The sequence below is a fragment of the Pseudomonas sp. PS02290 genome, assembly GCF_029960075.1.
Taxonomy (GTDB): Bacteria; Pseudomonadota; Gammaproteobacteria; order Pseudomonadales; family Pseudomonadaceae; genus Aquipseudomonas.
On record NZ_JASCOY010000050.1, the window covers coordinates 15,149 to 40,636 of the forward strand.

The 25,488-nt window shown below is 63.9% G+C and carries 10 protein-coding genes (1 of these 10 running past the window's edge); 2 read left to right on the top strand and 8 right to left on the bottom strand.

Annotated features, from left to right (window positions below; genetic code table 11):
- From QMX88_RS19290 to QMX88_RS19325, 8 genes are all read right to left on the bottom strand, one after another.
- Positions 1-5,385, bottom strand: partial view of a non-ribosomal peptide synthase/polyketide synthase gene (locus tag QMX88_RS19290; protein WP_282371859.1) — the beginning only. 10,782 nt of this gene lie to the left of the window's left edge; 5,385 of the gene's 16,167 nt are visible here — the first part of the coding sequence; its start codon is at positions 5,383-5,385; its stop codon lies off the left edge, out of view.
- Positions 5,385-15,131 carry a non-ribosomal peptide synthetase gene (locus tag QMX88_RS19295; RefSeq protein ID WP_282371860.1) on the bottom strand — a complete coding sequence of 3,249 codons (9,747 nt, stop codon included), beginning with the start codon at positions 15,129-15,131 and terminating at the stop codon, positions 5,385-5,387. The genes QMX88_RS19290 and QMX88_RS19295 overlap by 1 nt, the downstream gene beginning before the upstream one ends.
- A gap of 129 nt (positions 15,132-15,260) precedes the next feature.
- A complete protein-coding gene (locus tag QMX88_RS19300; protein ID WP_282371861.1) occupies positions 15,261-16,607 on the bottom strand; it encodes a lysine N(6)-hydroxylase/L-ornithine N(5)-oxygenase family protein in 1,347 nt (448 codons plus the stop codon).
- A gap of 164 nt (positions 16,608-16,771) precedes the next feature.
- A complete protein-coding gene (locus QMX88_RS19305; RefSeq protein ID WP_192174278.1) occupies positions 16,772-18,466 on the bottom strand; it encodes a multidrug ABC transporter permease/ATP-binding protein in 1,695 nt (564 codons plus the stop codon).
- A 45-nt stretch (positions 18,467-18,511) separates the two neighbouring features.
- Positions 18,512-18,985 (bottom strand): sigma-70 family RNA polymerase sigma factor, encoded by a 474-nt coding sequence (locus tag QMX88_RS19310; protein WP_282371862.1) that lies wholly within the window; start codon positions 18,983-18,985, stop codon positions 18,512-18,514.
- 225 nt (positions 18,986-19,210) lie between these two features.
- Entirely contained in the window at positions 19,211-19,789 is a 579-nt protein-coding gene (gene nudK, locus QMX88_RS19315) for a GDP-mannose pyrophosphatase NudK (RefSeq protein WP_282371863.1), read from the bottom strand.
- 592 nt (positions 19,790-20,381) lie between these two features.
- Positions 20,382-21,308 carry a Gfo/Idh/MocA family protein gene (locus tag QMX88_RS19320; RefSeq protein ID WP_282371864.1) on the bottom strand — a complete coding sequence of 309 codons (927 nt, stop codon included), beginning with the start codon at positions 21,306-21,308 and terminating at the stop codon, positions 20,382-20,384.
- A gap of 66 nt (positions 21,309-21,374) precedes the next feature.
- The gene (locus QMX88_RS19325) at positions 21,375-22,562 is read right to left on the bottom strand and encodes a XylR family transcriptional regulator (RefSeq protein ID WP_282371865.1); all 1,188 of its coding nucleotides are present in this window, start codon (positions 22,560-22,562) and stop codon (positions 21,375-21,377) included.
- Positions 22,563-22,752: 190 nt separating this feature from the next.
- Here QMX88_RS19325 and xylA point away from each other — a divergent pair, with 190 nt between their 5' ends.
- Both xylA and xylF read left to right on the top strand, forming a co-directional pair.
- The gene (gene xylA, locus QMX88_RS19330; protein ID WP_282371866.1) at positions 22,753-24,069 is read left to right on the top strand and encodes a xylose isomerase; all 1,317 of its coding nucleotides are present in this window, start codon (positions 22,753-22,755) and stop codon (positions 24,067-24,069) included.
- Positions 24,070-24,356: 287 nt separating this feature from the next.
- Complete coding sequence (gene xylF / locus QMX88_RS19335) at positions 24,357-25,358, top strand: D-xylose ABC transporter substrate-binding protein (RefSeq protein ID WP_192174283.1); 1,002 nt, start codon at positions 24,357-24,359, stop codon at positions 25,356-25,358.
- Positions 25,359-25,488 lie beyond the last annotated feature (130 nt).

Consider the following 25,488-nt stretch of genomic DNA (forward strand, 5'->3'; position numbering starts at 1 on the left):
GGTCACGCGCTGACGGCGCGCGGCGCTGTTCAGCAGTTCGCTGTTAAGGTCCATGGAAGTGACCCGCACCTGATTCGGCAACGGCTCGCCGGTGCTGGACGTCGGCGCGGTCAGCGTCGCCGCCATCATCGTCGGCTGGTCGAAACCGGCCAGGTGGGTCTGCCAGAAGGTCTTGCTACCCTCGGCATCGCGGCTCAGCAGCCAATCGACGTAATCCGCGTAATGCCCGGCGGGCTGCGGCGTGGTGTCGGACATCGCCGCCTGAATCACCTCGCCCAGCACCGCCGCGCTGCTCCAGCCGTCCAGCAGAATGTGGTGGAAGGTCCAGACCAGTTTCCACAGCGTCTCGCTCTGGCGAACCAGCAGCACGCGCATCAGCGGCGCGGCGTGCAGGTCGAACGGGGTTTCCCGCTCGGCCACCAGCACGTCCGCGAGGAATTGATCGCCAGCGCGCAGGTCAAGCTCACGTACGACCAGCGCAGCATCGCGACGAATCAGCTGCACTGGCTGTTCGCTGCCAGGCACGCGCAGGAACGCCGCACGCAGGATCGGATGGCGCTGAACCGCCGCCGCCCATGCCGATTTGAATCGGGTCACCGGCAGGTGCTCGATGTCCAGCGCCACCTGATTGATGTACAGGTCGCGAGCGCTGGCGGGATCGGCGACCTCGCTGCCGCTCAGCTCGGTGTGGAACAACAGGCCCTGCTGCATCGGGGTCAGTGGGTACAGCTGTTCGATGTCCCAAGCCGCGACCGGCAGTGCGTCGAGTTGTGCCTGAGTCAGAGCGAGTGCGGGGAAATCAGACGGCGTCACGGCTGAATGGCGACGGCAGTGTTCGATCACCTCGTCCAGCGCTTCGGCATAGGCGTCGAGCAGGCGCTGAACCGACGCGGATTCATGGCGGTCGCCGCTGAAACTGCAGGTCAGGCTGAATTGGCCGTCACGGATCTGCGCGTCGATGGACAGCTCGCCATTCAGTGGCGCATCGGCGGCGCGCTGGGCACCGCTGCCCTCCTCGGCCAGGCTGAAAAGCCCGCTGCTGTGTTGCAGCCGGCCCATGTAATTGAACAGCACGCAGCCGTCCAGCGCCGGCAAGGCTTCGCCGCGCAGATGGCGCAACAGGCCATAACCCAGGCCGCCATTGGGCACGGCGCGCAGGGTTTCCTTGGTGTGTTTGAGTGCCGCGTCGAGGTCGTCGTCGGCATGCAGGCTGACCGGGTACAGGCTGGTGAACCAGCCGACGGTGCGCGCCGGATCAACGCCGTCGAACAGGTCTTCGCGGCCGTGGCCTTCCAGGGCGATCATCGCCTGGGACTGGCCGCTCCAGCGCTTCATCGCCCGGACCAGTGCGGTCAGCAGCAGGTCGTTGATCTGCGTGCGATACGCCGCCGGGGCCTCGCTGATCAGCCGGTCAGTGCGCGCAACGTCCAGTTGCAGGTGCAGTTGACGCACGTGGCTTTGGCGCGCTTCCCCCTGGGGATTGGCGCACGGCAACGCAGGTGCTGACGGCAGGTTGCGCCAGTAATCGGCTTCGGCGAGCACGGCATCGCTGTAGGCGAAATCGAGCAGGCGGTTGGCCCAGCGCTGGAACGACGCGGTTTTGTCGCCGAGGTCGATAGCGAGGCCCGCTTGCACCTGGGTGTAGGCGCTTTGCAGGTCCTCCAGCAGGATGCGCCACGACACGCCATCCACCACCAGGTGATGAACCACCAGCAACAGACGCTCGCCGCCTTCGGCCAGGGTGAAATGCACGGCGCGCAACAGCGGGCCGTCTCTCAGATCGAGACTGGCCTGAGCTTCGTCGCAGGCCGCGGTCAGCTCGTTCAGGGGGATTTCACGCTGCCAGATCAGGCCGTTTCGGGACTGCTCGTCAGTAGAAAGCTCTGCACGATAGCGTTGCTGCCACGGGCCGTTGTCCTGCTGCACAAACCTCATGCGCAGGGCATCGTGATGGTTAAGTATGGCGTGAAGGGCCTGAGTCAGCGCCGGCAGGTCCAGCCCTTCGCTCGGGTTCAACAGCAGCGACTGGTTCCAGTGGCTGCGGTTCTTCATCGGTTGCTGGAAGAACCAATGCTGAATCGGCGTCAGCGGGATGTCGCGGTTCAGCTCGATGGGCTCGACAGCTGTCACATTCTGAGTGACCACCTGAGCGACCTGGGCCAGCTCGGCGATGGTCTGGCGTTCGAACATCTGCCGGGGCGACAGCACGATGCCGGCCTTGCGGGCGCGAGAGATGATTTGCAGGCTGAGGATCGAGTCGCCGCCGAGGGCAAAGAAGTTGTCCTGACGCCCGATTTGCGCGACGCCGAGCAGGTCTTGCCACAACGCCGCCAGTTGGGTTTCGACCCCGGCCAGCGGTGCTTCGAAAGCACGTTGCTGGATTTGCGGGTCTGGCAGTGCTTTGCGGTCGAGCTTGCCGTTGGCCGACAGCGGCAGGCTGTCCAGCGTGACGAAGTGGGCCGGGACCATGTAATCCGGCAAGCGCTGTTTCAGCTGGATGCGCAGGTGTTCTTCGTCGAAATCGTCAGCGACCAGATAGCCGACCAGCTGCATGCCGGTGGCGAGTTCACGGGCGATGACCACCGCTTCGCTGACCGCCGGGTGATCCAGCAGCGCCGCTTCGATCTCGCCGATTTCAACCCGCAGGCCGCGTAGTTTGATCTGGTGATCGAGACGGCCGAGGTATTCCACCACGCCGTCGGCACGCCAGCGCGCCAGGTCACCGGTGCGATACAGGCGCTCGCCTTTACCAAACGGGCTGGCAACGAAGCGCTCGGCAGTCAGTCCCGGACGCAGGTGATAGCCGCGAGCCAGACCGTCACCGCCGATGTACAGCTCACCGGGTACGCCGATGGGTTGCGGATTCAGGCGGCTGTCGAGGATGTGGATCTGCAGATTGGCGATGGGGGCGCCGATGGGTACGGAAGCGCCCGGTTCATCCACGCAGGTCCAGTGGGTGACATCGATGGCCGCTTCGGTCGGGCCGTACAGGTTGAACAGGCCAGCATTTGGCAGGCGCTGCAGGGTTTCCCGGGCCAGATCGGCAGGCAACGCTTCGCCGCTGCAGACGATCCGTTTCAGGGAGGCGCAGCCGCTCAGATCGTCCTGAGCCATGAAGGCACCGAGCATCGACGGGACGAAGTGCAGCGTGGTGATCTGCTGTTGTTCGATCAAGGATTTCAACAGCAGCGGATCGCGATGATCACCTGGCTGAGCTACCACCAGACGCGCGCCAACCATCAACGGCCAGAAGAACTCCCAGACCGACACGTCAAAACTGAACGGCGTTTTTTGCAGTACCGCGTCGGTGGTGTCGAGGGAATAAGCGTCCTGCATCCAGGCCAGACGGTTGAACAGCGCCGCGTGAGTGTTGCCCGCGCCCTTGGGTTTACCGGTCGAGCCCGAGGTGTAAATCATGTAGGCCAGTTGCTCGGGGTGCAGCTCTAATACCGGCGCGGTGACGGGATAAGACGTCAACGCCAGATGATTCAGATTCACCACCTGCAGGCCTTCAACCTGAGGCAGATCAGCAATCACCGCATCGTGGCTCAACAGCAAACCAATCCCGGCGTCTTCGAGCATGTAACGCAGGCGATCAGCCGGATATTCAGGGTCCAGCGGCACATACGCGGCACCGGCTTTCAGCACTGCGTACAGCGCAACCACCATTTCCACCGAACGCAACGCCGCGACGCCGACCAGCGACTCCCGGCCGACGCCCTGCTCCCGAAGGTAATGCGCCAGTTGATTCGCGCGCTGATCCAGCGCCTGATAACTCAGCACCTCATCGCCAAAGCGCACCGCCTCCCGCTCGGGATGCACCTGCGCCAGACGCTCAAAGTGGCGATGAACAAAAGGTTCATCGGCAGCCCAATCCCGCGCCGTGTCATTCATCGACAACAACTGCGCGCGGTCTTCAGCATCCAGCCATTCGAAATCGCCAATCGCAATGTCCGGCCGCTCCAGCAACTCGGCAAACAGCTGCTCAAAACGCCCATGCAGCCGCTCGATGCTGCCGTGATCGAACAGATCCGTGGCGTAATTCCAGTTGCCCGCGAGTTCCCCCGCCGCGTTTTCCCAGGTGTGCAGCGCCAGGTCGAACTGCGCGCTGCCGTTGTCCAGCGGCATCAGCGTGGCGTTGAGGCCGGGCATCAATTGCAGCGCTTCGTCCTGGCGTTGCTGATGGTTGTAGAGCACCTGAAACAGCGGGTTGTGGCTGAGGCTGCGTTCCGGCGCCAGGGCGTCGACCAGTTGCTCGAACGGCAGGTCCTGATGGGCTTGAGCGCCCTGGGACGCCAGGCGAACGCTGTCGATGATCTGGTTGAAACTGGCGTCGGCCTGCACATCGCCGCGCAGAATCTGGGTGTTGACGAAGAAGCCGATCAGGCCCTCGGTCTCGGCACGCTGACGCCCGGCAATGGGCACACCGATGCGCAGGTCGGTCTGCCCGCTCATCCGCTGCAACAGCACTTGATAGGCGGCGAGCAGGACGGTGAACAGTGTCACGCCGCGCTGGCGGGCCAGTTCACGCATACGCCCGGACAGCGCCGCGTCGAAGCTGAATGGCAGGCGCGCGCCACGGAAACTCTGGCGCGCCGGGCGCGGACGGTCCGCCGGCAATTCCAGCACCGGCGGTTCATCGCCCAGTTGTTGCTGCCAGTAGGCCAGTTGCCGATCACCCTCGCCCGCGTCCAGGCAGGCGCGCTGCCACAGGGCGACATCGGCGTAGCTCAATGGCAGAGGCGCCCAACTGGCGTCGTCACCCGACAGCGCCGCGCGATAGGCTTCGACGAAATCCAGCAGCAGCACTTGAATCGACCAACCGTCGGCGATGATGTGGTGCAGACAGACCAGCAGAACGTGCTCATCTGCCGCGCGTTCGATCAACGCCACGCGCCACAGCGGGCCCTGGGCCAGGTCGAACGGGCGTCGGGCGAACGCATCGGCCAGCGCCTGCATCTCGCCCTCGTCGTCTGCGTGCAGACGTTCGAATGGCAACGACTGATCGCCGAGAATCACCTGCTCCGGCGTGCCGTCTTCAGCTGTAGCGAACACCGTGCGCAGGCTGGCATGACGCTCGGCGACGCGCTCGAACGCCGTTCGGACGGCCCCAACATCCAGCTCGCCCTTCAGGCGCAAGGCACCCGGCAGGTGATAGGTGCTGTTGCCCGGTTCCAGTTGTTCGAGAAACCACAAACGCTGTTGGGAAAACGACGCCGGGCTGCGCTCGCCCGCCACGCCCGGTGGCACCGGCAACGACGACGCGTCCAGGCCCTGCTCGCGCAGCTTGTTCAAAAACACCCGACGCTGAGCGCTGCCAAGGCTGAGGAAACGCGTGGCCAGGGCCAGCAGCTTGCTCCGGGAAGTCATGCTCGGTTGCGACATCAGTTGCTTTCCTCCAGCTCATTCATTAACTCGTCCAGGGCATCGAGCCGGTCGAGTGTCAGGGTCTGCCCCTGCAAGGTGTCGATCAGCGCCGCCTGGGCGGCAACAGTGGTGGCCTCGAAGGCCTGGGCCAGCGGGATGCTCACCCCGAGGCGCTCGCGAATGCGCGACAGCAGCCGCGTCGCCAGCAACGAATGGCCACCCAGTTCAAAGAAGTTGTCGTGACGACCCACCTGCTCAACCTTCAGCAGGCTCTGCCACAGCTCAGCAAGGACTTCCTCACGCTCGCCTTCGGGCGCTTCGAACTCGCGTTCTTCCAGGCTCGGCGCCGGCAGCGCCTGGCGGTCGAGCTTGCCGTTGGCGTTGCGCGGCATCTGCGCCAGCACGACGATGTGCGCCGGCACCATGAACGCCGGCAGGGTTTGCGCCAGCGCGGTTTTCAGCACGTCGCTGGACAATGCCTGCCGGGCCTCGGCGACCACATAGGCCACCAGTTGCGGGCCATGGGGCGTCGGTTGCGCGCTGACCACGGCGTCGTGCACCGAGGGTTGCGCCAACAGCAGGTTTTCGATTTCGCCCAGCTCGATGCGCTGGCCGCGAATCTTCACCTGGAAGTCGGCACGGCCGACGTATTCCAGCGCGCCGTCGGCGTTCCAGCGGGCCAGGTCGCCGCTGCGGTACAGCCGCGCACCGGCCTCGCCAAATGGATCCGGCAGGAAGCGCTCGGCGGTCAGCCCTGGCCGCGCGGCGTAGCCACGACCCACGCCAACGCCGCCGATGTACAGCTCGCCCACCACACCGGGCGCCGCCAGTTGTAGATGGGAATCCAGCACGTACAGGCAGTTGTTGTCGGTGGGCCGGCCAATCGGCATGTTGGCGTTGAGCGCCGGCGCGGCGATCAGGGTGTGCAGCGCGACATCGTCGGCGCACTCGGCCGGACCGTAAGCGTTGACCAGCGGCACCTCGGGGTAGCGCGCAAACCAGCGCGCGGCGAGGTCCGTGGTCAATGCTTCACCGGTCGGCAGCAACCAGCGCAAGGCATCGAGCCGCTGGGGCGCGACCGCGAGCATGGCGTCGATCACCGCCGGCACGCATTCCAGCACGCTGACCTGATTGGCCGCCACTTCTTCCAGCAGGCGTTGCGGGTCCTGCACCACGGCGTCCGGCAGGATTTCCACGCGTCCGCCGAACAGCGGCGCGGTCAGGAACTGCCACACGGAAATATCGAAGCCGGTGGCGGCGGTCTGGGCAATGACGTCGCCCTCGCCCAGACGCAGATACGGCAGCTTGGACATCTGGTTGTTGAGCATGCCGCGCTGGTTGACCATCACCCCTTTCGGCTCACCGGTGGAGCCGGAGGTGTAGATGACGTAGGCCAGTTGCTCGGCGGTGGCGTAGCGGCCGGGGTTCTGGTCAGCGAGGGAATCGCATCCGGCCAGCACGTCCTCAAGCACCAGCACGCGGGGCTTGCGTTCAGCCAGCGCAACGATCGCCTCGACCTGGGTCAGGCACTCGCGGGGCGTCAGCAATACCGGCGCGGCGCTGCTCACCAGCATGCGCGCGCTGCGCCCGGCCGGGTGACGATCATCCAGGGCCAGATAGGCCGCACCGGCCTTGAACGCGCCGACGATCATCCTCAACAGCGGCAGGCCGCGCGGTGCAAACAGCGCCACTACATCATCGCCTTGCACGCCCGCTGCGATCAGTCCGTGACCGATGCGGTTGGCCTGACGATTGAGTTCGCGGTAGCTCAGGCTCTGACCCTGACAGCGGGCCACTTCCTGGGCCGGATGGGCCAGCACCCGCGCCTCAAAACGCTCCAGGTAGCTGATGTCGTACCAATGCTGTTGCACCGGACCGAGACCCTGGGCCAGCAACTGCTCGCGCTCCGTTTGCTCAAGGATCTGCAACTGGCTCAGCGTCTGCTGCGGGTTGTCGATCAACTGCGTGAGCAGACGACGGAAGTGGCTGACCAGCGTGCCCATGTCGGCGTCGTCGAAGTGCCGGGTGTCGTAGGTCAGCTGCAATTGCAGGGATTCGCCCGGCAGCAACACCACGGTCAACGGATAGTTGGTGTGGGTGCGGTTGGCCAGCGGGTTGATGCGGTATTCGTTCACGGCCTGCTGCACCTCGGCGCCCAACGGAACGTTCTCGAAAACAAACAGGCTGTCGAACAGCGGCTGGCCGCGCGGGGTGTCGGCGAGCAGCTGAATGTCGGCCAGGGACAGGTGTTCGTGCTGACGCATGTCGGCGTTCTGCCCCTGCAAGGCGTTGAGCAGCTCCAGTGCCGAGGCGCCGATGCCGGGCCGGCGGATGCGCAGCGGCAAGGTGTTGATGAACAGCCCCAGTGCGCCTTCGATGCCTTCCAGCTCGGTCGGACGACCGGCCACGGTGACGCCGAACAGCACTTCGTCGCGGTCGGCATGGCGCATCAGCAACAAGGCCCAGGCGGCCTGCACGAAGGTGTTGGCGGTCAGACGATGCTGACGCGCTTGTTCGGCGAGTTTTGCGGTCTGCTCGACGCCCAGCGCCAGGGTGACGTCGCGCATCTGCGTTTCACCCTGCTGGTTACGCTGCACACTGTGGCGATACGGCAGCGGCGTGACGTCGGTGAAGCCCGCCAGCGCGTTGCGCCAGTAATCACGGCTGACCGCTTCGTCCTGCTCGGCGAGCCAGGCGAGGAAGTCGCGGTACGGCCGCGCCGGCGGCAGGCTGACCTGACGCCCATCAAGAAACGCGCGGTAATGGGTGAAAAACTCAGTGAGCATCAGGCCCCGGCACCAGGCGTCAATCAAGGCGTGGTGGTGGCTCTGAACGATGCGGAAATCCGCTTCGCCGAACTTGATCAAGCGCAAGCGCAGCAGGGGCGCCCGGGCGAAATCGAAGCCCTGCTCGCGCTCGCTTTTCAGCAGCGCGTCGAGCTCGGCCTCAGCGGCGTCCCGGGACAGATGGCTGAGGTCGATCAGTTGCACCGGCGACGGCACGCGACGCATGACAATCTGACGCTGCACGCCGCTTTCCAGCCCATGAAACGCCGTGCGCAACGCAGGGTGACGCTGCACCACCTGCTGCCAGGCGAATTTGAACGCGTCGAAATCCACGTGGGCGCCGACATCGTACTGATCCTGCATCAGGTAGATGCCGTTGCCCTGCTCCAGCAGGCTGTGCAGCAAAATCCCCTGCTGCATCGGCGCCAGCGGCAGGATGTCTTCGATCTCCCGCGCAGGAATGCCCAGCCCGTCGAGCTGATCCTGATTCAGGCCGGCCAGAGGGAAGTCAGACGGCGTCAGGCCGGCGTTGGATTCATCGCTGCAATGGGCGATCAGCTGCAGCAACTGCGCTTCATACAGCGCCACCAGTTGCTCGATGCTGTCGCGGCTGAAGCGTTCGCGGCTGAAGGTCCAGTCCAGCTGCAACTGGCCGTCGCGGACCTGCCCGTCCACCGCCAGGGCATTGGCCAGCGGCCCTTGGGGGTCACGCAGAGTGTTCGGCGTGCGGCTCGACAATGCGAACAGCGCGCCCTCGCTGTCGTCGAAGCGACCGAGGTAGTTGAACGTCACGCCCTGCCCGATCAGCTCCGGCAACTCCGCGCCGGCGAGGTATTTCAGTACGCCATAGGCGAGGCCCTTTTCCGGCACGGCGCGCACGGTTTCCTTGACTGCCTTGAGGGTAGCGATCGCGTCATCCTCGGCGTTCAGCGCCAGCGGGTACAGGCTGGTGAACCAGCCGACGCTGCGGCTCAGGTCCAACTCGCCGGTGGCGTCCTCGCGGCCATGGCCTTCGAGGCTGATGACGTGCCGACGGCGGCCGCTCCACTGCCACAGCGCCTGGGAAAGCGCCGCCAGCAGCAGGTCATCGATGCGTGTGCGGTAGGCGGCCGGGGCTTCGCTGAGCAGGCGGCGGGTGGCGGTCGCGTCGAGGGTCAGGTGCAGGGTTTCGCTGTCGCCGACAAGGCTTTCCACCGACGCATCGCCGGGCAGGACGGCATCGGCGGCGTTCAGCCCTTGCCAGTACGGCAATTGCTTTTGCAGCTCAGGGCTGTGCGCCAAGGTACTCAGCGACTGCGACCAGGCCTGGAAGCTGGCGGTTTTATCGGCCAATGCCACGCCCTTTCCAGCCGCCAGTTGGCTGTAAGCCAGTTGCAGATCTTCCAGCAGCACCCGCCACGACACGCCGTCCACGGCCAGGTGATGGATCGCCAGCAGCAAACGCGCTTCGCCCGACGACAGGCGCGCATGGACCACCCGCAGCAGCGGACCGGTGTCGATGTTCAGGCTGCGCTGGGCCTCGTCGTTAAGCGAATCGAGGTCGTCTTCGCGGCTCAGTTCACAGGTCCACAGCACGCGCTCGGCACTTTCGCTGTCGCGGTAACGCTGCTGCCACTGGCCTGCATCGTTCTGATGGAAGCTCAGGCGCAAGCTATCGTGATGGGCCAGTACGGCCGCGAGGGCCTGTTGCAACCGCGCGGTGTCCAGCGCCTCGGGCACGTCGAGCAGCAACGACTGGTTCCAGTGCTGACGCTGGGCGATGGGCAGGCTGAAGAAGCGCGCCTGAATCGGCGTCAGGGCAAACTCGCGGGGTGCGACCGCCGCCGTGACGGGCGCGGCGACAGGTTTGGCTTCGGCCACCGTGGCGACCTGGGCGAGTTCGGCGATGGTCTGTTTTTCGAACAGTTGCTTGGGCGTCAGGCGAATGCCCTGACGGCGGGCGCGGGCAATGATCTGCAGGCTGAGGATCGAGTCGCCGCCGAGGGTGAAGAAGTTGTCGTGACGGCCCACCGCCTCGACGTTCAGCGCCGCTTGCCACAAAGCGGCCAGCGCGGCCTCCACTCCTTCACGGGGCGCTTCGAAATCGTCGGACGCCAGGGTCGGCGTCGGCAGCGCGCTGGCGTCGAGCTTGCCGTTGGCGGTCAGCGGGAAAGCATCGAGGGTCAGGATGTGGCTCGGCACCATGTAGTCCGGCAGGCTCTGGGCCAGCTGTGTGCGCAGCGTCTCGCCGCCCACCGTTGCACCACTCGCCACCAGCGCATAAGCGATCAACTGGCCGCGATCATCGACGCGCACATGGGCGTCACGCACGCCGTCCAGCTGGCGCAGGCGCTGGGCGATTTCACCCAGGGCCACGCGGTAGCCGCGCACTTTGACCTGATCGTCGGCGCGGCCGAGGAACTGAATCTGCCCGTTGGCCAGCAAGCGCGCGCGGTCGCCACTGCGGTACAACCGCGTGCCGTTGCCGCTCGGATCAGGAATAAACGCCGCAGCGGTCATGGCCGGACGCTGGTGATACCCGCGCGCCAGCCCCGGCCCGCCGATGTAAAGCTCACCGACGTCGCCCTGCACCACCGGCTGCAGTTGGTCGTTGAGAATCAGCGCCACGGCATTGGGCAGCGGCCGGCCGACGGGCACGCTGTCGCCCATCGACTCTTCAAACGCCTCATTGCTCAGCACGCCGACGGTGGTTTCGGTCGGGCCGTAGTGATTGATGACCCGGCAGCCGGGCTTTAAGCGCTTCACCTGCGCGACCAGCTCCCACGGCAGCGTATCGCCGCCAAGGATCAGCGCGTGTTCCGGCAGCACATCGGCCGCATTCGTCGCCTGCAACAGGCCGTTTAAATGAGTCGGCACGATCTTCAGCACACCCACCTTGTGCTCGGCCATGTAGGCGGCAAAGCGGTCGGCGTCGTTGGTGCGGTCGGGGCTGATCAGGTGCAGCGACCGCGCCGAGCACAGCGCGCCAAACAGCACGGTGTGGCCCAGGTCGGCGCCGACGGTGGAGACCATCGCCATGCTCGCCTCGGGCGCCAGATCAAGCCGTGCGAGCAAGCCCTGGACGTAATCGGCCAGTGCGCCGTGACTGATGACCACCCCTTTCGGCGTGCCGCTGGTGCCGGAGGTGTAGATCAGGTACGCGGCCTGATCGGCGCGGGGTTGCAGGTCCAGGGCTTGGGGCGGCAACAAGCGCCAAGGGGCATCGGCCGCCATGCTGACGACATCGCCTTGGAAGTCGCCCGGCGCCGCCACGTCGCTGATCAACCCGCTTGCGCCGCTGTCCGCCAGGACAAACGCCTGACGCTCGGCCGGCCATTTCGGGTCCATCGGCACAAACGCGGCGCCGCTCTTGAGCACCGCCAGCAGGCCGACGACGAACTCCTGCGAGCGCTCCAGCAGAATACCGACGCGGCTTTCCACGCCCACACCGGCCTGACGCAGGTGCTGCGCCAGCTGGTTGGCCTGGGCGTCGACCTCGGCAAACGTGGCGCTGCGCAGTTCGTCTTGCAGCGCCGGACGATCCGGCTGCGCACGCACGCTTGCATCCCAGAGGGTCAGCACATCAGTGGCCGGGAACGCCACTGTTTCGGCAGCGATGGAGGAAGGTTCGGCGCCGATCTGCAGATCAGCCAGCCGCACCTGAGGTTGCGCCACCACTTGCGCGCAGATCCACAGCAGATCACCCGCAAGACCGGCGATGCGCGGCTCGTCAAACAGGTCGCAGGCATAGGTGAACACCGCCTGAATACCGTCGGCGTCGTCGGTGATGTCCAGGCCTAAATCGAAATGCGCCGAGTAGTCGTCGAGCTGGCTGACGTCCATGCGCACGCCGGCCATTTCAACGTTCTGCGGCAGCGGGAACTGTTGGGTGAATTTCACCTGGCACAGCGGGTTGTGGCTGAGGTTGCGCGATACGCCGAGGGCTTCGACCAGTTGCTCGAATGGCAGATCCTGATGGTGTTGCGCGCCCAGCGCGGTGTGGCGCACGGCCTCGATCAGCGTGCTGAACGACTGCTGCGGCGACACCTCGCTGCGCAGCACCAGGGTGTTGACGAACAGGCCGATCAACCCTTCGGATTCAGTGCAAGTCCGCCCCGCCACCGGCACGCCAACGCGCAGGTCGGTCTGGCTGCTGTAACGCTGCAACAGGGTTTTGTAGGCGGCGAGCATGACCATGAACAGGGTCGCGCCGTGGCGGCTGGCGAGGTCGCGCAGGCCCTGGCTCAAGTCGCGGTCGAGGGCAATGGCGTAACGGGCGCCGCGATGGCTCTGTTGCGCCGGACGCGGGCGGTCGGCTGGCAGGTTCAAAACGGTCTGGGCATCACCCAGTTGCTCACGCCAGTACGCCAGTTGGCGCTGCCCTTCGCCACCGGCCAGACGCGCGCGCTGCCAGGCGGCAAAGTCGGCGTATTGAATCGGCAGCGGCGGCAACGCCGGCTCCGCGCCCTTTACATGGGCGCTGTACAGCGCGGCGAATTCCTTGAGCATGACCTGCACCGACCAGCCGTCGGCGATGATGTGATGCAGCACCAGCACCAGTTGCTGCCGATCCGCCGCCAACCGCACATTGAGCACGCGCCACAGAGGACCGTTCTGCAAATCCATCGGTTGCTCGACGGCTGCTCTGGCCAATTCGCTCAACGCCTCCTGCGGGTCGGTGTCCTCGCTCAGGTAATGGCGTTCGATCAGCACGGGGCCCGACGCGTGAATGCGCTGCACCAGCTTTTCGTTGGCGTCGATGGCGAAGGTGGTGCGCAGGCTTTCATGGCGGGCGGCCAGGTCGTCGAAACTGCGTTGCAGCGCGGCGTCATCCAGTGCGCCGTTGAGGCTCAACTGGCCGCAGAGGTGATAGGCGCTGCTGTCCGGCTCCAGCTGCGCGAGAAACCACAGGCGCTGCTGGGCAAAAGACTGCTCGGGGTCGCTGTCGCGGGAGATCAGCGGTACGCCAGCAGGGCGTTCGGCGCTGCGGGGCTGGGTGGAGACGTGGACAGCGACGTGGGCGTTAAAAGCGCCAAGGGTCGGGTGTTCGAACAGGTGCGCGGGCTCAAGTGTCAGGCCCAGCTCACTGTTCAGGCGCGACAGCACTTGCACCACGCCGACCGAATCACCGCCACGGGCGAAGAAGTGATCCGCGGCATTCAGATCGCTTTTGCCGAGGACCTCCTGCCACGCGGCCAGGACTTCCGGCAGCAGCGGCGATGCATCAGCGGCAACGTCCGCGCTGTCCGTATCGAGCAAGCGGCCGTCCTGCCAGATCGCGAAGCTGTCGAGGCTGCCGTTCTGCCAGCCGCTGCGGCAGGCGGAGCGTTGCAGCTTGCCGCTGGTGGTGCGCGGCAGTGCGCCCGGCTCCAGCAGCACAATGACTTTCGGCGCCACCAGAAACAGCTCGGACACCGCGTCGCGCACCGCTTCACAAATCATCGGCGGCTTCATCAGACGGCGCACGTTCCGGCTGATTTCCAGGGCCAGGCCAACGCCTTCGACGCCCTGCTCGTCCGTCACCGGGAAGGCGGCGATGCGCCCGCGACGCAGCAGCTCGACGCTTTTCTCCAGCGCCTGCTCGATGTCCTGGGGGTACAGGTTCTGGCCGTTGAGGATGATCAGATCCTTCAAGCGACCGGTGATGAACAACTCGTTGTCGCTGGCAATGCCCAGATCGCCGCTGCGCAACCAGCGCTGGCCGTCTTCCTCGACGAAGGTCTGCGCGGTGGCTTCGGCGTTCTGCCAATAGCCCTGGGCGACGCTTGGCCCGGCTATCCAGATTTCGCCGACGTGGCCGGACGCGAGGGGCTGCAGCGTGGCCGGATCGACAATCCGCAGATCGTGATCGGGCCGGCACCAGCCGCAGCCAGGCAGACGGCTTTTGGCTTTCTGATTGGCGAACACCGCCTCGGCGGCATCCCCGGCGGCGAGCTGGCTGCCGTCGAAATGCTTGATGCCGAACGGCCTGTCGCGCTCGGCGGCGCTCACGTACAGCGTCGCTTCGGCCAGACCATAGCTCGGGGTCAGGGCGCGGCGGTTGAAACCGGCCGGCGCAAAATGCTCGCTGAAGGCATCCAGGGTGGCGATGCGGATCGGCTCGGAGCCGGAAAACGCCAGGCTCCAGTTGTCCAGTGTCAGGTTTTTCACCGCGCTGGGTTTGATGCGCTCGACGCACAGGCGATAGGCGAAATCCGGGCCGCCGGAGAAGGTCCCGCCGTACTGACTCATCGCTTCCAGCCAGCGCGCCGGGCGGCCGAGGAAGTAGTTCGGCGACATCATCGTCAGGGTGCCGCCGTAGTACAGCGGCAACAGCAGACCGCACATCAGGCCCATGTCGTGGTACAGCGGCAGCCAGCTGACCCAGCTTTCCAGCCCCGAATCGGAGACGAAGTGCCGGGCCATGGCGACTTCGTTGGCCATGAGGTTATCGTGGGAAACCATCACGCCTTTCGGTGCGCTGGTGGAGCCCGAGGTGTATTGCAGGAAGGCCAGCGACGAGGTGCAGATCAGCGGCGCCTGAAAGCCTGCGTGGCCGTCGGTGATCTCTTCGACCGCAGCGAAACGCCCGCCAGCGGGCATGAACGGCTGCAACAGGTGCTGGAATTTATCCAGGTCTTCCCGGCGCCCGAGGACCATCTGCGGCGCCGCGTCGTGGAGGATGCCGGTCAACCGGTCGAGGTGGGTCTGCCGGTTGTACTCGGGGGCGAAGGCCGGCACCGCGATGACCCTGGCGTACAAACAGCCGAGGAACGCCGCCGCGTAATCGGCGCCGGTCGGCAGGATCAGCACGCAGCGCTCGCCGCCCTGCACACCGAGGTGCTGCTGCAGGCAAGCGGCAATCGAACGCGCCTTGGCATCCAGCTGGGCGTAGGTGGTCAGCAGCGGCGGCTGGTCCTCGTGGACGATGTGTCGAAGGGCAATCCGGTCCGGCTGGGTCTGCGCATAAAAGCCCACCAGTTCGGGAAAATGCGCGGCCTGATCTCGTATGGATTTCATTCTTTCACCTGTTTGTATCGGCAAGGCTCAACCCGCAGGCCGCGCAAAGGCGGCCCACAACGTTGTGAGAAAAGAGTGGGTGGCCGCTGACGACCACCGCTGTGACGGGCTTTGTTTAACGGCCCGGGCTTAGCGCGCCAGCTTGAGAGCCACGCGCGGCTCGGTCTGCGTCTGCAACGACCCATGCCCAGAGCGCGCCGAACACGGTTGCGCCTGATCGCCGAAGATCGATTCGACGACTTCCTGAGAACGGATCGCCAGCACCGACAACAGCGTGTCGCTCAAGCCGTGGCTGTCTTCGCAGCAACCCTGCAGGAAAATCCCCGCTTCGCTGCCGGGGGTCAGGGGCAAGCGGTAGTGACGGTCGACGTTGGCGCCCTGGATGTATTGCTGAATGCCCGAGAGCAGCTCCAGGTGATAGTCGCGGCGATAACCAGTGGCGAGCACCACGACGTCGAAGGTCTCGCTGCTCATCTGGTCATGGGGCGCATCGCGCAGGAACAGTTCGATGCCGTCAGCGGCGACTTCGGCGTGCACCACTTCGCGGTTGGTGAGCATGCGGTGACGCTCTTCACCGCGCACTTTCTGCTGGTACATGCGCTGGAAGATGGTCTCGATCAGGTCGGTGTCGACCACCGAGTAGTTGGTGTTGCGGAACTCGTCGAACAGCGCGACGCGACGCTCCTGGCTGTGATTGAAAATGGTGTCGGTGAACGACGGGTTGAAGATCTGATTGACGAAGGGGCTGTCATCGGACGGTTTCAGCGCACTGCCACGAATCACCAGGGTGGCCTCGACATTGTCGAAGCGCGAGGCCAGGTCTTCGAAGATTTCCGCCGCGCTCTGGCCGCCGCCGACCACCGCCACGCGCACCGGGCCAGGGCGATTGGCGAGGAGTTTTTCGATGCCGCCGCGATAGCCGGCAGAGTGCAGCACGCGCGCGTCTTCAAGTCCGTCGAAGGCCGCCGGCGACTGGGGAATGCCGCCGATGCCGAACACCAGATTGCGCGCGCGACGACGGGAGATTTCGCCATGCTCATCCCGGGACAACACGTCCATGGCGACAAAGCGGCCATCTTCGAAATGCGGCTCCACCGACATCACTTCGGCGCCGTAATGGGCCTGTTCGTTGAAGTGCGACGCGGCCCAGGTCAGGTAGTCGGTGTATTCCTCGCGGGTCGGAAAGAAGGTCTTCAGGTTGATGAAGTCCTGCAGGCGGCCACGCTCGTTGAGGTAGTTGACGAAGGTGAAACGGCTGGCCGGGTTGCGCAGGGTCACCAAGTCCTTGAGGAAGGAAATCTGCATGGTGGAACCGTCGATCAGCATGCCTTCGTGCCAGTTGAACGCCGGCTTTTTCTCGAGGAAACACACGTGGGGCGCCAGACCGCTGCGCTGTGCATGCTCCTGGGTGGCGATGGCCAAAGCCAGGTTCGACGGGCCGAAACCGATGCCGATGAAGTCGTAGACGAGTTCCATGCTTCCCTCTCGTAAGGCGCGATGCGCGATCGACTCCGGCAGGCCGCGCGACAAGGTCGCTGGCGCCGGATGGCAGTTCACGCGCATCAAAAATGTTTAAGACTGATTCTCATTAACATGACGACTGAGGCTGACGGCTGTTTAGTCCCGGTCGCCGAAATTTCTTACAACGCCTCGGCTGTGTTCATCTGGTAGGCGGCGCCGATCTCCTCCACAGCGTCGCGGCTGGCGTTTTCCCGGCGATCACCCTGCAGCTCGCTGAGTTGCCCGGACTCCATCTTCACCAGACGGTCGGCGAGGTCGAAGTACTGGTCGTCGTGGCTGATGGCAAACACCGTGACGCCAGCCTTTTTGAACATCGGCAGCAGCTCGCGGTAGAAAAAGCGGCGGAACAACGGGTCCTGATCGGCGGCCCATTCGTCCAGCAGCAGAATGTCGCGCTTCTCCAGCAGCGCCAGCATCAGCGCCAGGCGCTTGCGCTGTCCCTGGGAAAAACGCGTGTCGAGCAAGTGCCCGTCGGCGAGCTGCACCTTGTGCTTCATGTGCAGCTTTTCCAGCCAATGCTCGACATCCGCCACGTCAGCGTTCTGCCCGTCGGGACCGAGCAATTGCGCAAACAGGTGGAAGTCGGTGAACACGCTGGCGAACAACTGACGGTAGGCCAGCCAGTCGTCCGAACCGATGACCTGGCCGTCGATCAGGATCGCCCCCGCCGATGGTCGATACAGGCCGCTGAGCAAACGCGCCAGGCTCGATTTGCCGCTGCCGTTGCCGCCCATGAGGAACACGGTTTCGCCCCGGCGCAGGGTCAGGTTCACCGGGCCGACATCGAAACCGGGCTCGTCGCCCTGGGGCGCGTAGTGGTATTCGACGTCACGCAGTTCGAGGGTCTGCCAGTGACCGGCGATGTGGCTCGGGGCGACGTCGAAGCTTTCGTGGTGCTCGGCCAGGGCCAGCGACTCGACTTTATCCAGCGCCACGCGCCCGGAGATCTGCGCCGGAATCGCTGCCACCGCCAGCACCAGCGGCGTGCGCATGAACAGCACGGTCAGCGCATAGGTCGCCGCCACTTCGGTCGGCGCCCAGCCCAGGCCGTTGGCCAGGTAGAACGCCAGGCCGATGGTGCCGAGGACCATGATGTTGGCCCAGTTGCTGGCCAGGCCGTGATACCGGTCCGCCAGGGTGAAATGCTCGCGGTAGCGCTGGGCGGCGACGTCGAAGGTTTCTTCGTACAGCCGGCGGGCGCGGTCGCGGTTGAGGGTCAGCTCTTTGCGCCCGTCGATCACGCCTTGATAGCTCTGATAGAGCTTGTCTTCGGACTCACGCAGCGCGCGGATGTGGGCGTTGAGTTTGCCCACCAGCAACCAGCCCACCCCCAACGTGAACGCCATCCAGCACAGCGTGGTGATGAACAGCGACGGCGACAGCCAGGCCAGATAACTGAATGACGCGACGCTGAGCACCGAGCCGTAGATCAGGTCCGGCAGCTGCACGAAGGCCATGGTCACGGCGCGAATGTCGCTGGACAGGCTGGCGAAGATCTTCGCCCCGCCGATGGATTCGATGCGCTCGATGTTGGTGTCCAGCAGGCGCTTGACCATCACCCGGCGCAGGCCATAAACAAATCGGTGACCCAGCGCGGTCAGCGACAACGACGCACCGGACGCCAGCGCCAGCAGCACGGCGAGCATCAGGCCAAATTGCCACAGCGCGGTGCCGAGGCCTTCGTGGCTGCTGATCATGCGTTGGTTGACGAAGGCAATCACGCCAACGCTCAACAGCCCGCTGCTGACGCTCAGCAGCAGCACCATCGCAAGCGGCCAGCGGTATTGCTGGAAGACCAGACGAACTAGTTTCATGAATGACTCCGGGCAGTGAAAACGAAAGACATGACGCGGCGATGCCTAGATATCGCCGAGCCGCGCGCGGCAGTGAGACAGGGTGTCGCGCAGGAGAAAGTTGACCATGGTCGGTGAGGTGCCGATGACCTTGGCCACGTCGCGCTGGGTGTAGCCCTCGATCTGGCTGAGGTTGAAGACGATGCGCATGCGCTTGGGCAGTTCGTTGAGCGCGCCGACCAATTGACCGAGGGACTCGCGACCGGCCAGCACGCGCTCCGGAGACACCTCGAAACGGATCTGCTCTTGCTGCTCGGCTTCGGCGCCGTGGTTGCGTTCGAGACGCTGGCGGCGAAGACGGTCAATCGACAGATTGCGCACGACGCGAAACATGTAGCGCGCAGGTTCCGTGGACGCGAGGTCGCTTTCGAGCATCTTCACGAAAGCGTCCTGGACCACGTCTTCGGCGCGGGCGCGACAGCCGAGGAATTTCGCCGCGAGGCGCAACAGTGCCTCGCGGTGGGTGTTGTAGGTGCCCATCAGCGCCTCGAGGCGCGGGTCTCTCGCGCCACGGGTGGCGCCAACACAAGGTGAGCCAGACCGGGCGGGCTGGCTCATTGCAGGGCGAAAATCCATCTTGTTCGACATCCCTGGTAACAAAGGAACGCGAAGGATAACGCAAACGATTCTCATTGCAACGTAAGAAAGTTTACCGATGGGTGAAACTTTTTCGTCGCGCTTCGAGTCGTTCTGGCCCTGCCGTCTTCATTTCAGCAGGCGCAGCTCCAGGTATTGCAGGAGCATGATGGTCTTGCCGTCGTTGATTTCGCCGCTTTCCACCATGGCGATGGCCCGCTCGAAATCCAGCTCCAGCACTTCGATGTCTTCGCCCTCCTCTTCCAGCCCGCCGCCATCGCTGACCCGATCATCGGGCTGATATTCGCCGATGAAAAAGTGAATGCGCTCGGTCACCGAACCCGGGCTCATGAAGGCGTCGAATATCTTCTTCACCGAACGCACGACGTAGCCGGTTTCTTCTTCGGCTTCCATGCGGATGCGCTCTTCGGGGCTGGCGTTGTCCAGCAACCCTGCTGCCGCTTCGATCAAATAACCATCGTGGCCGTTGACGAAGGCCGGCATGCGGAACTGGCGGGTCAGCACCACGGTGCGGCGTTCGAGGTTGTACAACAGAATCGTCGCGCCATTGCCCCGGTCGTAGACCTCGCGGGTCTGTGACTGCCAACTGCCGTCACGGCGTTGCAGCTCGAAGCTGTATTTCTTGAGCACGTACCAGTTGTCGGAGAGGAGTTGTTCGTCGGTGATGCGGATGGGGGTGGAAGGCATGGTGGTCCTTATGGGTAGGGGGTGGCTGGATTGGGCTTGGGCTCTGGCGGCTACCGAGGATTAGGCAATGACGCAAACCTTGTGGGAGCGAGCTTCTCGCGAAGGGGCCGGTACATCCGCCACATCTCCAGCGGCTGGAATGCCATCTTCGTGAGCAAGCTCACTCCCACAAGGGCAGCGTTTGCCTTGCGAAAGCAGCGCTTCAGAAAGATGGGCTCTGCTCAATCATGACCACACCAGAGATGTATCAGTTGCCGCAAATCCTGTGGGAGCGAGCTTGCTCGCGAAAAGTGGCGCAGCTGCAAGGGCATCTCTCTGAAAAACCCCGAACTATTATTTCCATCGATTGCCAACATAGGCACGAACGCCGTTCTGTTTGCCCGTGCAAATCCGGATGATGGCGGCATTGATTAACCAGACAAGGATTTGCCCGCAATGTCCATCAACATGACCATTCTGTTGACCCTGATCGTTTCGTTCTCAATCGCTCTGGCCGGCGTGGTGCATATCTGATCTGACGCTGGCCGCACAAGCGCAGTCAGCGCCAAAGCCCGATCCAGCACACCAGACCGGGCCATCGATCGTCACTTATTTATTCGTGAAAAGCCGCCACCGTCTCCTTGCTGCCGACAAAAAAGCTGTCGGCGACGATGCGCAGCGGCTGCAAATCCAGATCGCTCTTGCCCGCGTCTATCAGCCGCGCGAAGTGCCCGTACATGGCCGGGTACTCGCCCTCCTCCGACACGGTCTGCGCCACGCCGTCGATGCTGACCTGCGCGCCGCCGGCGTCCAGGCGCATGACGCCTTCGTTGCAGTGCAGTTCGATGCTCCACTGCTCGTTGACGCTGTGATCGAAATCCAGTTCGGCAACCACTTGCACGTCCCCACCTGCGCGCATCTGCAACGACGCTGCAATCGGCGACTGGCAGTTGCTCGGCACACTCAGGTTCGCCGATTCGACGAACAGCGCGCGGGGCAACAACTCGGTGACGATCGACAGCGCATTGATCCCCGGATCGAACACCCCCAGCCCGCCCGCCTGCCAGATCCACGCCTGGCCCGGGTGCCATTTGCGCACCTGCTCTTTCCAGTCGATACGCACCTGCTTGAGGGTCTTGCCTTCCAGCCATTGCGCCGCATTGCTCACGCCCGGGGCGAAGCGTGAATGCCAGGCAAACAGGCCGCTGACGCCCGCTGCATTGACCTCGTCGATTAGGGCGAGCGCTTCGCCCAGGGTCGAGCACGGCGGTTTTTCCACCAGCACGTGTTTGCCAGCCTTCAGCGCCTCTTCAACCAGCGCAAAACGCCCCTGAGGCGGCGTGCAAAAGGCGATGGCGTCCACTGCCGGACCTTCTGCCAGCAGCTCAGCCAGCGAGCTGAAATTGGGCACGCCCGGACAGTGCTGACCCAGCGTCGCCACGGCCACCAGCTCAAAGCGGTCACTGGCGTGGATCGCCGGCACGTGCTGGTCCTGGGCGATCTTGCCGTAACCCACCAGCCCTAAACGAATCGGATGCATCGATGACTCCTGTGATGTTGTCGTTGTTATGACAGACGCGCCCCAAACGGGACGCCCTAAAGCAAATCAATGAATCGGTGCTTCCTCGCCCTGCTGATATTCGCGGGGGGTGCAGCCGAACTCCCGGCGGAACACCGTGTGCAGGTATTGCGCGGATTTGAAGCCACAGTTTTGCGCGATGTCGGCGATGGCTGAGTCACCGTCTTTCAGACCTGACGCGGCGGCCGTGAGTTTGAAGCTCAATATCTCGTCATGCACGCTGCAGCCGCGTTCCTTGCGAAAGTGCGATTCCAGGGAGGAACGGGAAATGCCGACGTAGCCCGCGACCTGGGCGGTCTTGATGCCCTGGCAGGCGTACTGGCGAATGAAGTGCAGCGCCTGCATCACATACGGATTGCCCAGCGGCTGATGCAGGCTGGAGGCCTGAACGTTGATGGCCTCGGGCGGCACCAGAATCTGGCTCGCGGTCGAGGGCATGCCGTGGAGCATTTGGTGCAGCAACTGCGCCGCCGTGCGCCCCATCAGTTGAGTCCCCTGAGTGACCGAACTGAGCGGCACCCGCGTCAGGGTGCGGGTCAGCGGGTCGTTGTCGATGCCGATCAGCGCCACCTGCTCGGGCACCGCAATGCCCGCCGTCAGGCACGCCTGCAGCAACTGCCGCGCGCGGGCGTCGCTGACGGCGATGATGCCGATGGGTTTGGGCAGGCTTTGCAGCCAGGTGATCTGCTGTTCCACGGCGCTGTCCCACAATGGCGCGCTGGTGCTCAGGCCGCGATAGACCTCACCGTGCAAACCGTCGCGCTGCAGCAGCCGGCGGAAGGCTTTTTCACGTTCCTGGGCCCAACGATTGCTTTGCGCTTCCGGCAGGCTGAAACAGGCGAAGCGCGTCAGGCCAGCCTCGATCAGGTGTTCGTAGGCCAGCTTGATCAGGGCGAAGTTGTCGGTGGCGACGTAGGGAATGTGTTTCGGATAGGCCCGCTTGTCCTCGTAGGAACCGCCCACGGCCACCACCGGCACCGTGCTTCCGGCCAGGGCCTCGCCGATCAGCGGATCGTCGAAGTCAGCAATGATGCCATCGCCCTGCCAGCGCTCGATGCCCTTCAGGCGGCAGAGAAAGTCCTCTTCCAGAAACAGATCCCAGGTCGCGCGGGTGCTGCTCAGGTAATTGCCGATGCCGGTGATGATGCCGCGGTCATAGATCTTGCCGCCGTTGAACAACAGCGCGATGCGGTGAGCGGGCGGGACGGTTTTCATTATTGTTCCCCGGGCCTGTGAAGCGAGTCGGCACAGACTAGGCCTGCGCCGGGGGAATCTCAATACTCAAAATCGAACACCGGGTTGGTGATTTTCGCAATCGGCGCGGACGGGGCCGTTGCTAGTATCGGGAGCAGCCAAGAACAAAACCATGAAGACCGCCGTCAACAAAAACAATAAGGAAACCCCGATGCCCTGCTTCCCCGATGTCGACACCATTCGCTACGAAGGTCCCGGCAGCGAGTCGCCCCTCGCCTTCCGCCATTACGACGCCAACAAGATCATCCTCGGCAAGCCCATGCGCGAACACCTGCGCATGGCCGCCTGCTATTGGCACACCTTCGTCTGGCCGGGCGCTGACATGTTCGGCGTCGGCACCTTCAAGCGTCCGTGGGTCAAGCCGGCGGACGCCATGGACCTGGCGCGTTTGAAGGCCGATGCGGCGTTCGAATTCTTCTCAAAACTGGGCATCGACTACTACAGCTTCCACGACACCGACGTAGCACCCGAAGGCGCGAGTCTGAAAGAGTACAGCCACAACTTCGCGCAGATGGTCGACGAGCTCGAACGCCATCAGGAACAGAGCGGCATTCAACTGCTGTGGGGCACCGCCAACTGCTTCAGCAACCCGCGCTTCGCCGCCGGTGCCGCGAGTAATCCGGACCCGGAGGTGTTCGCCTTCGCCGCCGCTCAAGTGTTCAGCGCGATGAACGCCACCCATCGGCTCAAGGGTTCGAACTACGTGCTGTGGGGCGGTCGCGAGGGTTACGAGACACTGCTCAACACCGACCTCAAGCGCGAGCGGGAGCAACTGGGCCGCTTCATGGCCATGGTGGTCGAGCACAAACACAAGATCGGCTTTACCGGCGACCTGTTGATCGAGCCCAAACCCCAGGAGCCGACCAAGCACCAATACGATTACGACACGGCCACGGTGTTCGGCTTTCTGCAACAGTTCGGTCTGGAGAAAGAGATCAAGGTCAATATCGAGGCCAACCACGCCACCCTCGCCGGGCACAGTTTTCACCATGAAATCGCCACGGCGGCGTCCCTTGGCATCTTCGGCAGCATCGACGCCAACCGTGGCGATCCGCAGAACGGTTGGGACACCGACCAGTTTCCCAACAGCGTCGAAGAGCTGACCCTGGCCACCTACGAGATCCTCAAGGCCGGCGGGTTCAAGAACGGCGGCTATAACTTCGATTCCAAAGTGCGCCGGCAGAGCCTGGACGAAATCGACCTGTTCTACGGCCACGTCGCCGCCATGGACGTGCTCGCGCTGTCGCTGGAACGGGCGGCGGCGATGATTCAGGACGATAAGCTGCAGGCGTTCAAGGACCAGCGCTACGCCGGCTGGGACCAACCGTTCGGGCGCGCCGTGCTGTCGGGGGATTTCAGTCTGGATGCCCTGGCGCAACATGCCATGGACAACGAACTCAACCCGCAGGCCGTGAGCGGTCGCCAGGAAATGCTCGAAGGCGTGGTGAACCGGTTTATTTATCCCTGACAGGTGATGCTCGCAAAGCTTCCCGGCTAAAGCCGGTCCCACTAAAGGCATGCGATGTTTCTGTGGGACCGGCTTTAGCCGGGAAGACGCCAATGCGTGCAACATCCATCTTGCGGTGTGACGCCAAAAGCTTCCCGGCTAAAGCCGGTCCTACTAAAGGAATAGCGTTGGTTACATTCTCACGACAATTCCCCGCTCGCGGCGCACAACCAGTATCTACAGTTTCACCGGAAAACCCGTACACGCTCGGACAGTGTCTCTAAACAAAAATAACAGGACGCACCCCCATGAAGAGTTTCAAGACCACCCTGCTCGCCAGTGCCCTGGCCCTGCTCAGCCTGCCCGTCATGGCCGATTCGGCCCATCCGAAAATCGGCTTTTCCATTGATGACCTGCGCCTCGAACGCTGGGCCCGGGACCGCGACTACTTCGTCGCGGCAGCGGAGAAAATGGACGCCAAGGTGTACGTCCAGTCCGCCGATGCCAACGAAGGCAAACAGATCTCCCAGATCGAAAACCTGATTTCCCGCGGCGTCGACGTCATTGTCATCGTGCCGTTCAACGCCACCGTGCTGACCAACGCCGTCGCCGAAGCGAAGAAGGCCGGCATCAAGGTGGTGTCCTACGACCGGCTGATCCTCAATGCCGACATCGACGCCTACATCTCCTTCGATAACGAAAAAGTCGGTGAGATGCAGGCGACCGGCGTGCTCAAGGCGGCCCCGAAAGGCAATTACTTCCTGCTCGGCGGCGCGCCCACCGACAACAACGCTAAGGTCCTGCGCGAAGGCCAGATGAAAGTGCTGCAGCCGGCCATAGACAAGGGCGACATCAAGATTGTCGGTCAGCAGTGGGTCAAGGAGTGGAACCCGACCGAAGCCCTGAGCATCGTCGAAAACGCCCTGACCAAAAACAGCAACAAGATCGACGGCATCGTCGCTTCCAACGACGCCACCGCCGGCGGCGCCATTCAGGCCCTCGCCGCGCAGAAACTCGCCGGCAAAGTGCCGATTTCCGGCCAGGACGCCGACCTGGCAGCGGTCAAGCGCGTGATCGACGGCACCCAGACCATGACCGTCTACAAACCGCTGAAACTGATCGCCTCGGAAGCGGCGAAACTGTCGGTGCAACTGGCGCGCAACGAGAAGCCTACGTACAGCTCGCAGTACGACAACGGCGCGAAGAAGGTCGACACCATCCTCCTGACCCCGACGCCGTTGACCAAGGACAACATCGATCTGCTGGAGAAGGACGGGTTCTACACCAAGGATCAGATCGCGGGTAAATAGCCTTCTTGTCATTTTGCCCGCTTTCTCAGCAAGTACGGGGGCCATGTGGGAGCGAGCTTGCTCGCGAATGCGGTGTTACAGCCAAAAAGTTTGTCAGGGCTGTCTGACCTCTTCGCGAGCAAGCTCGCTC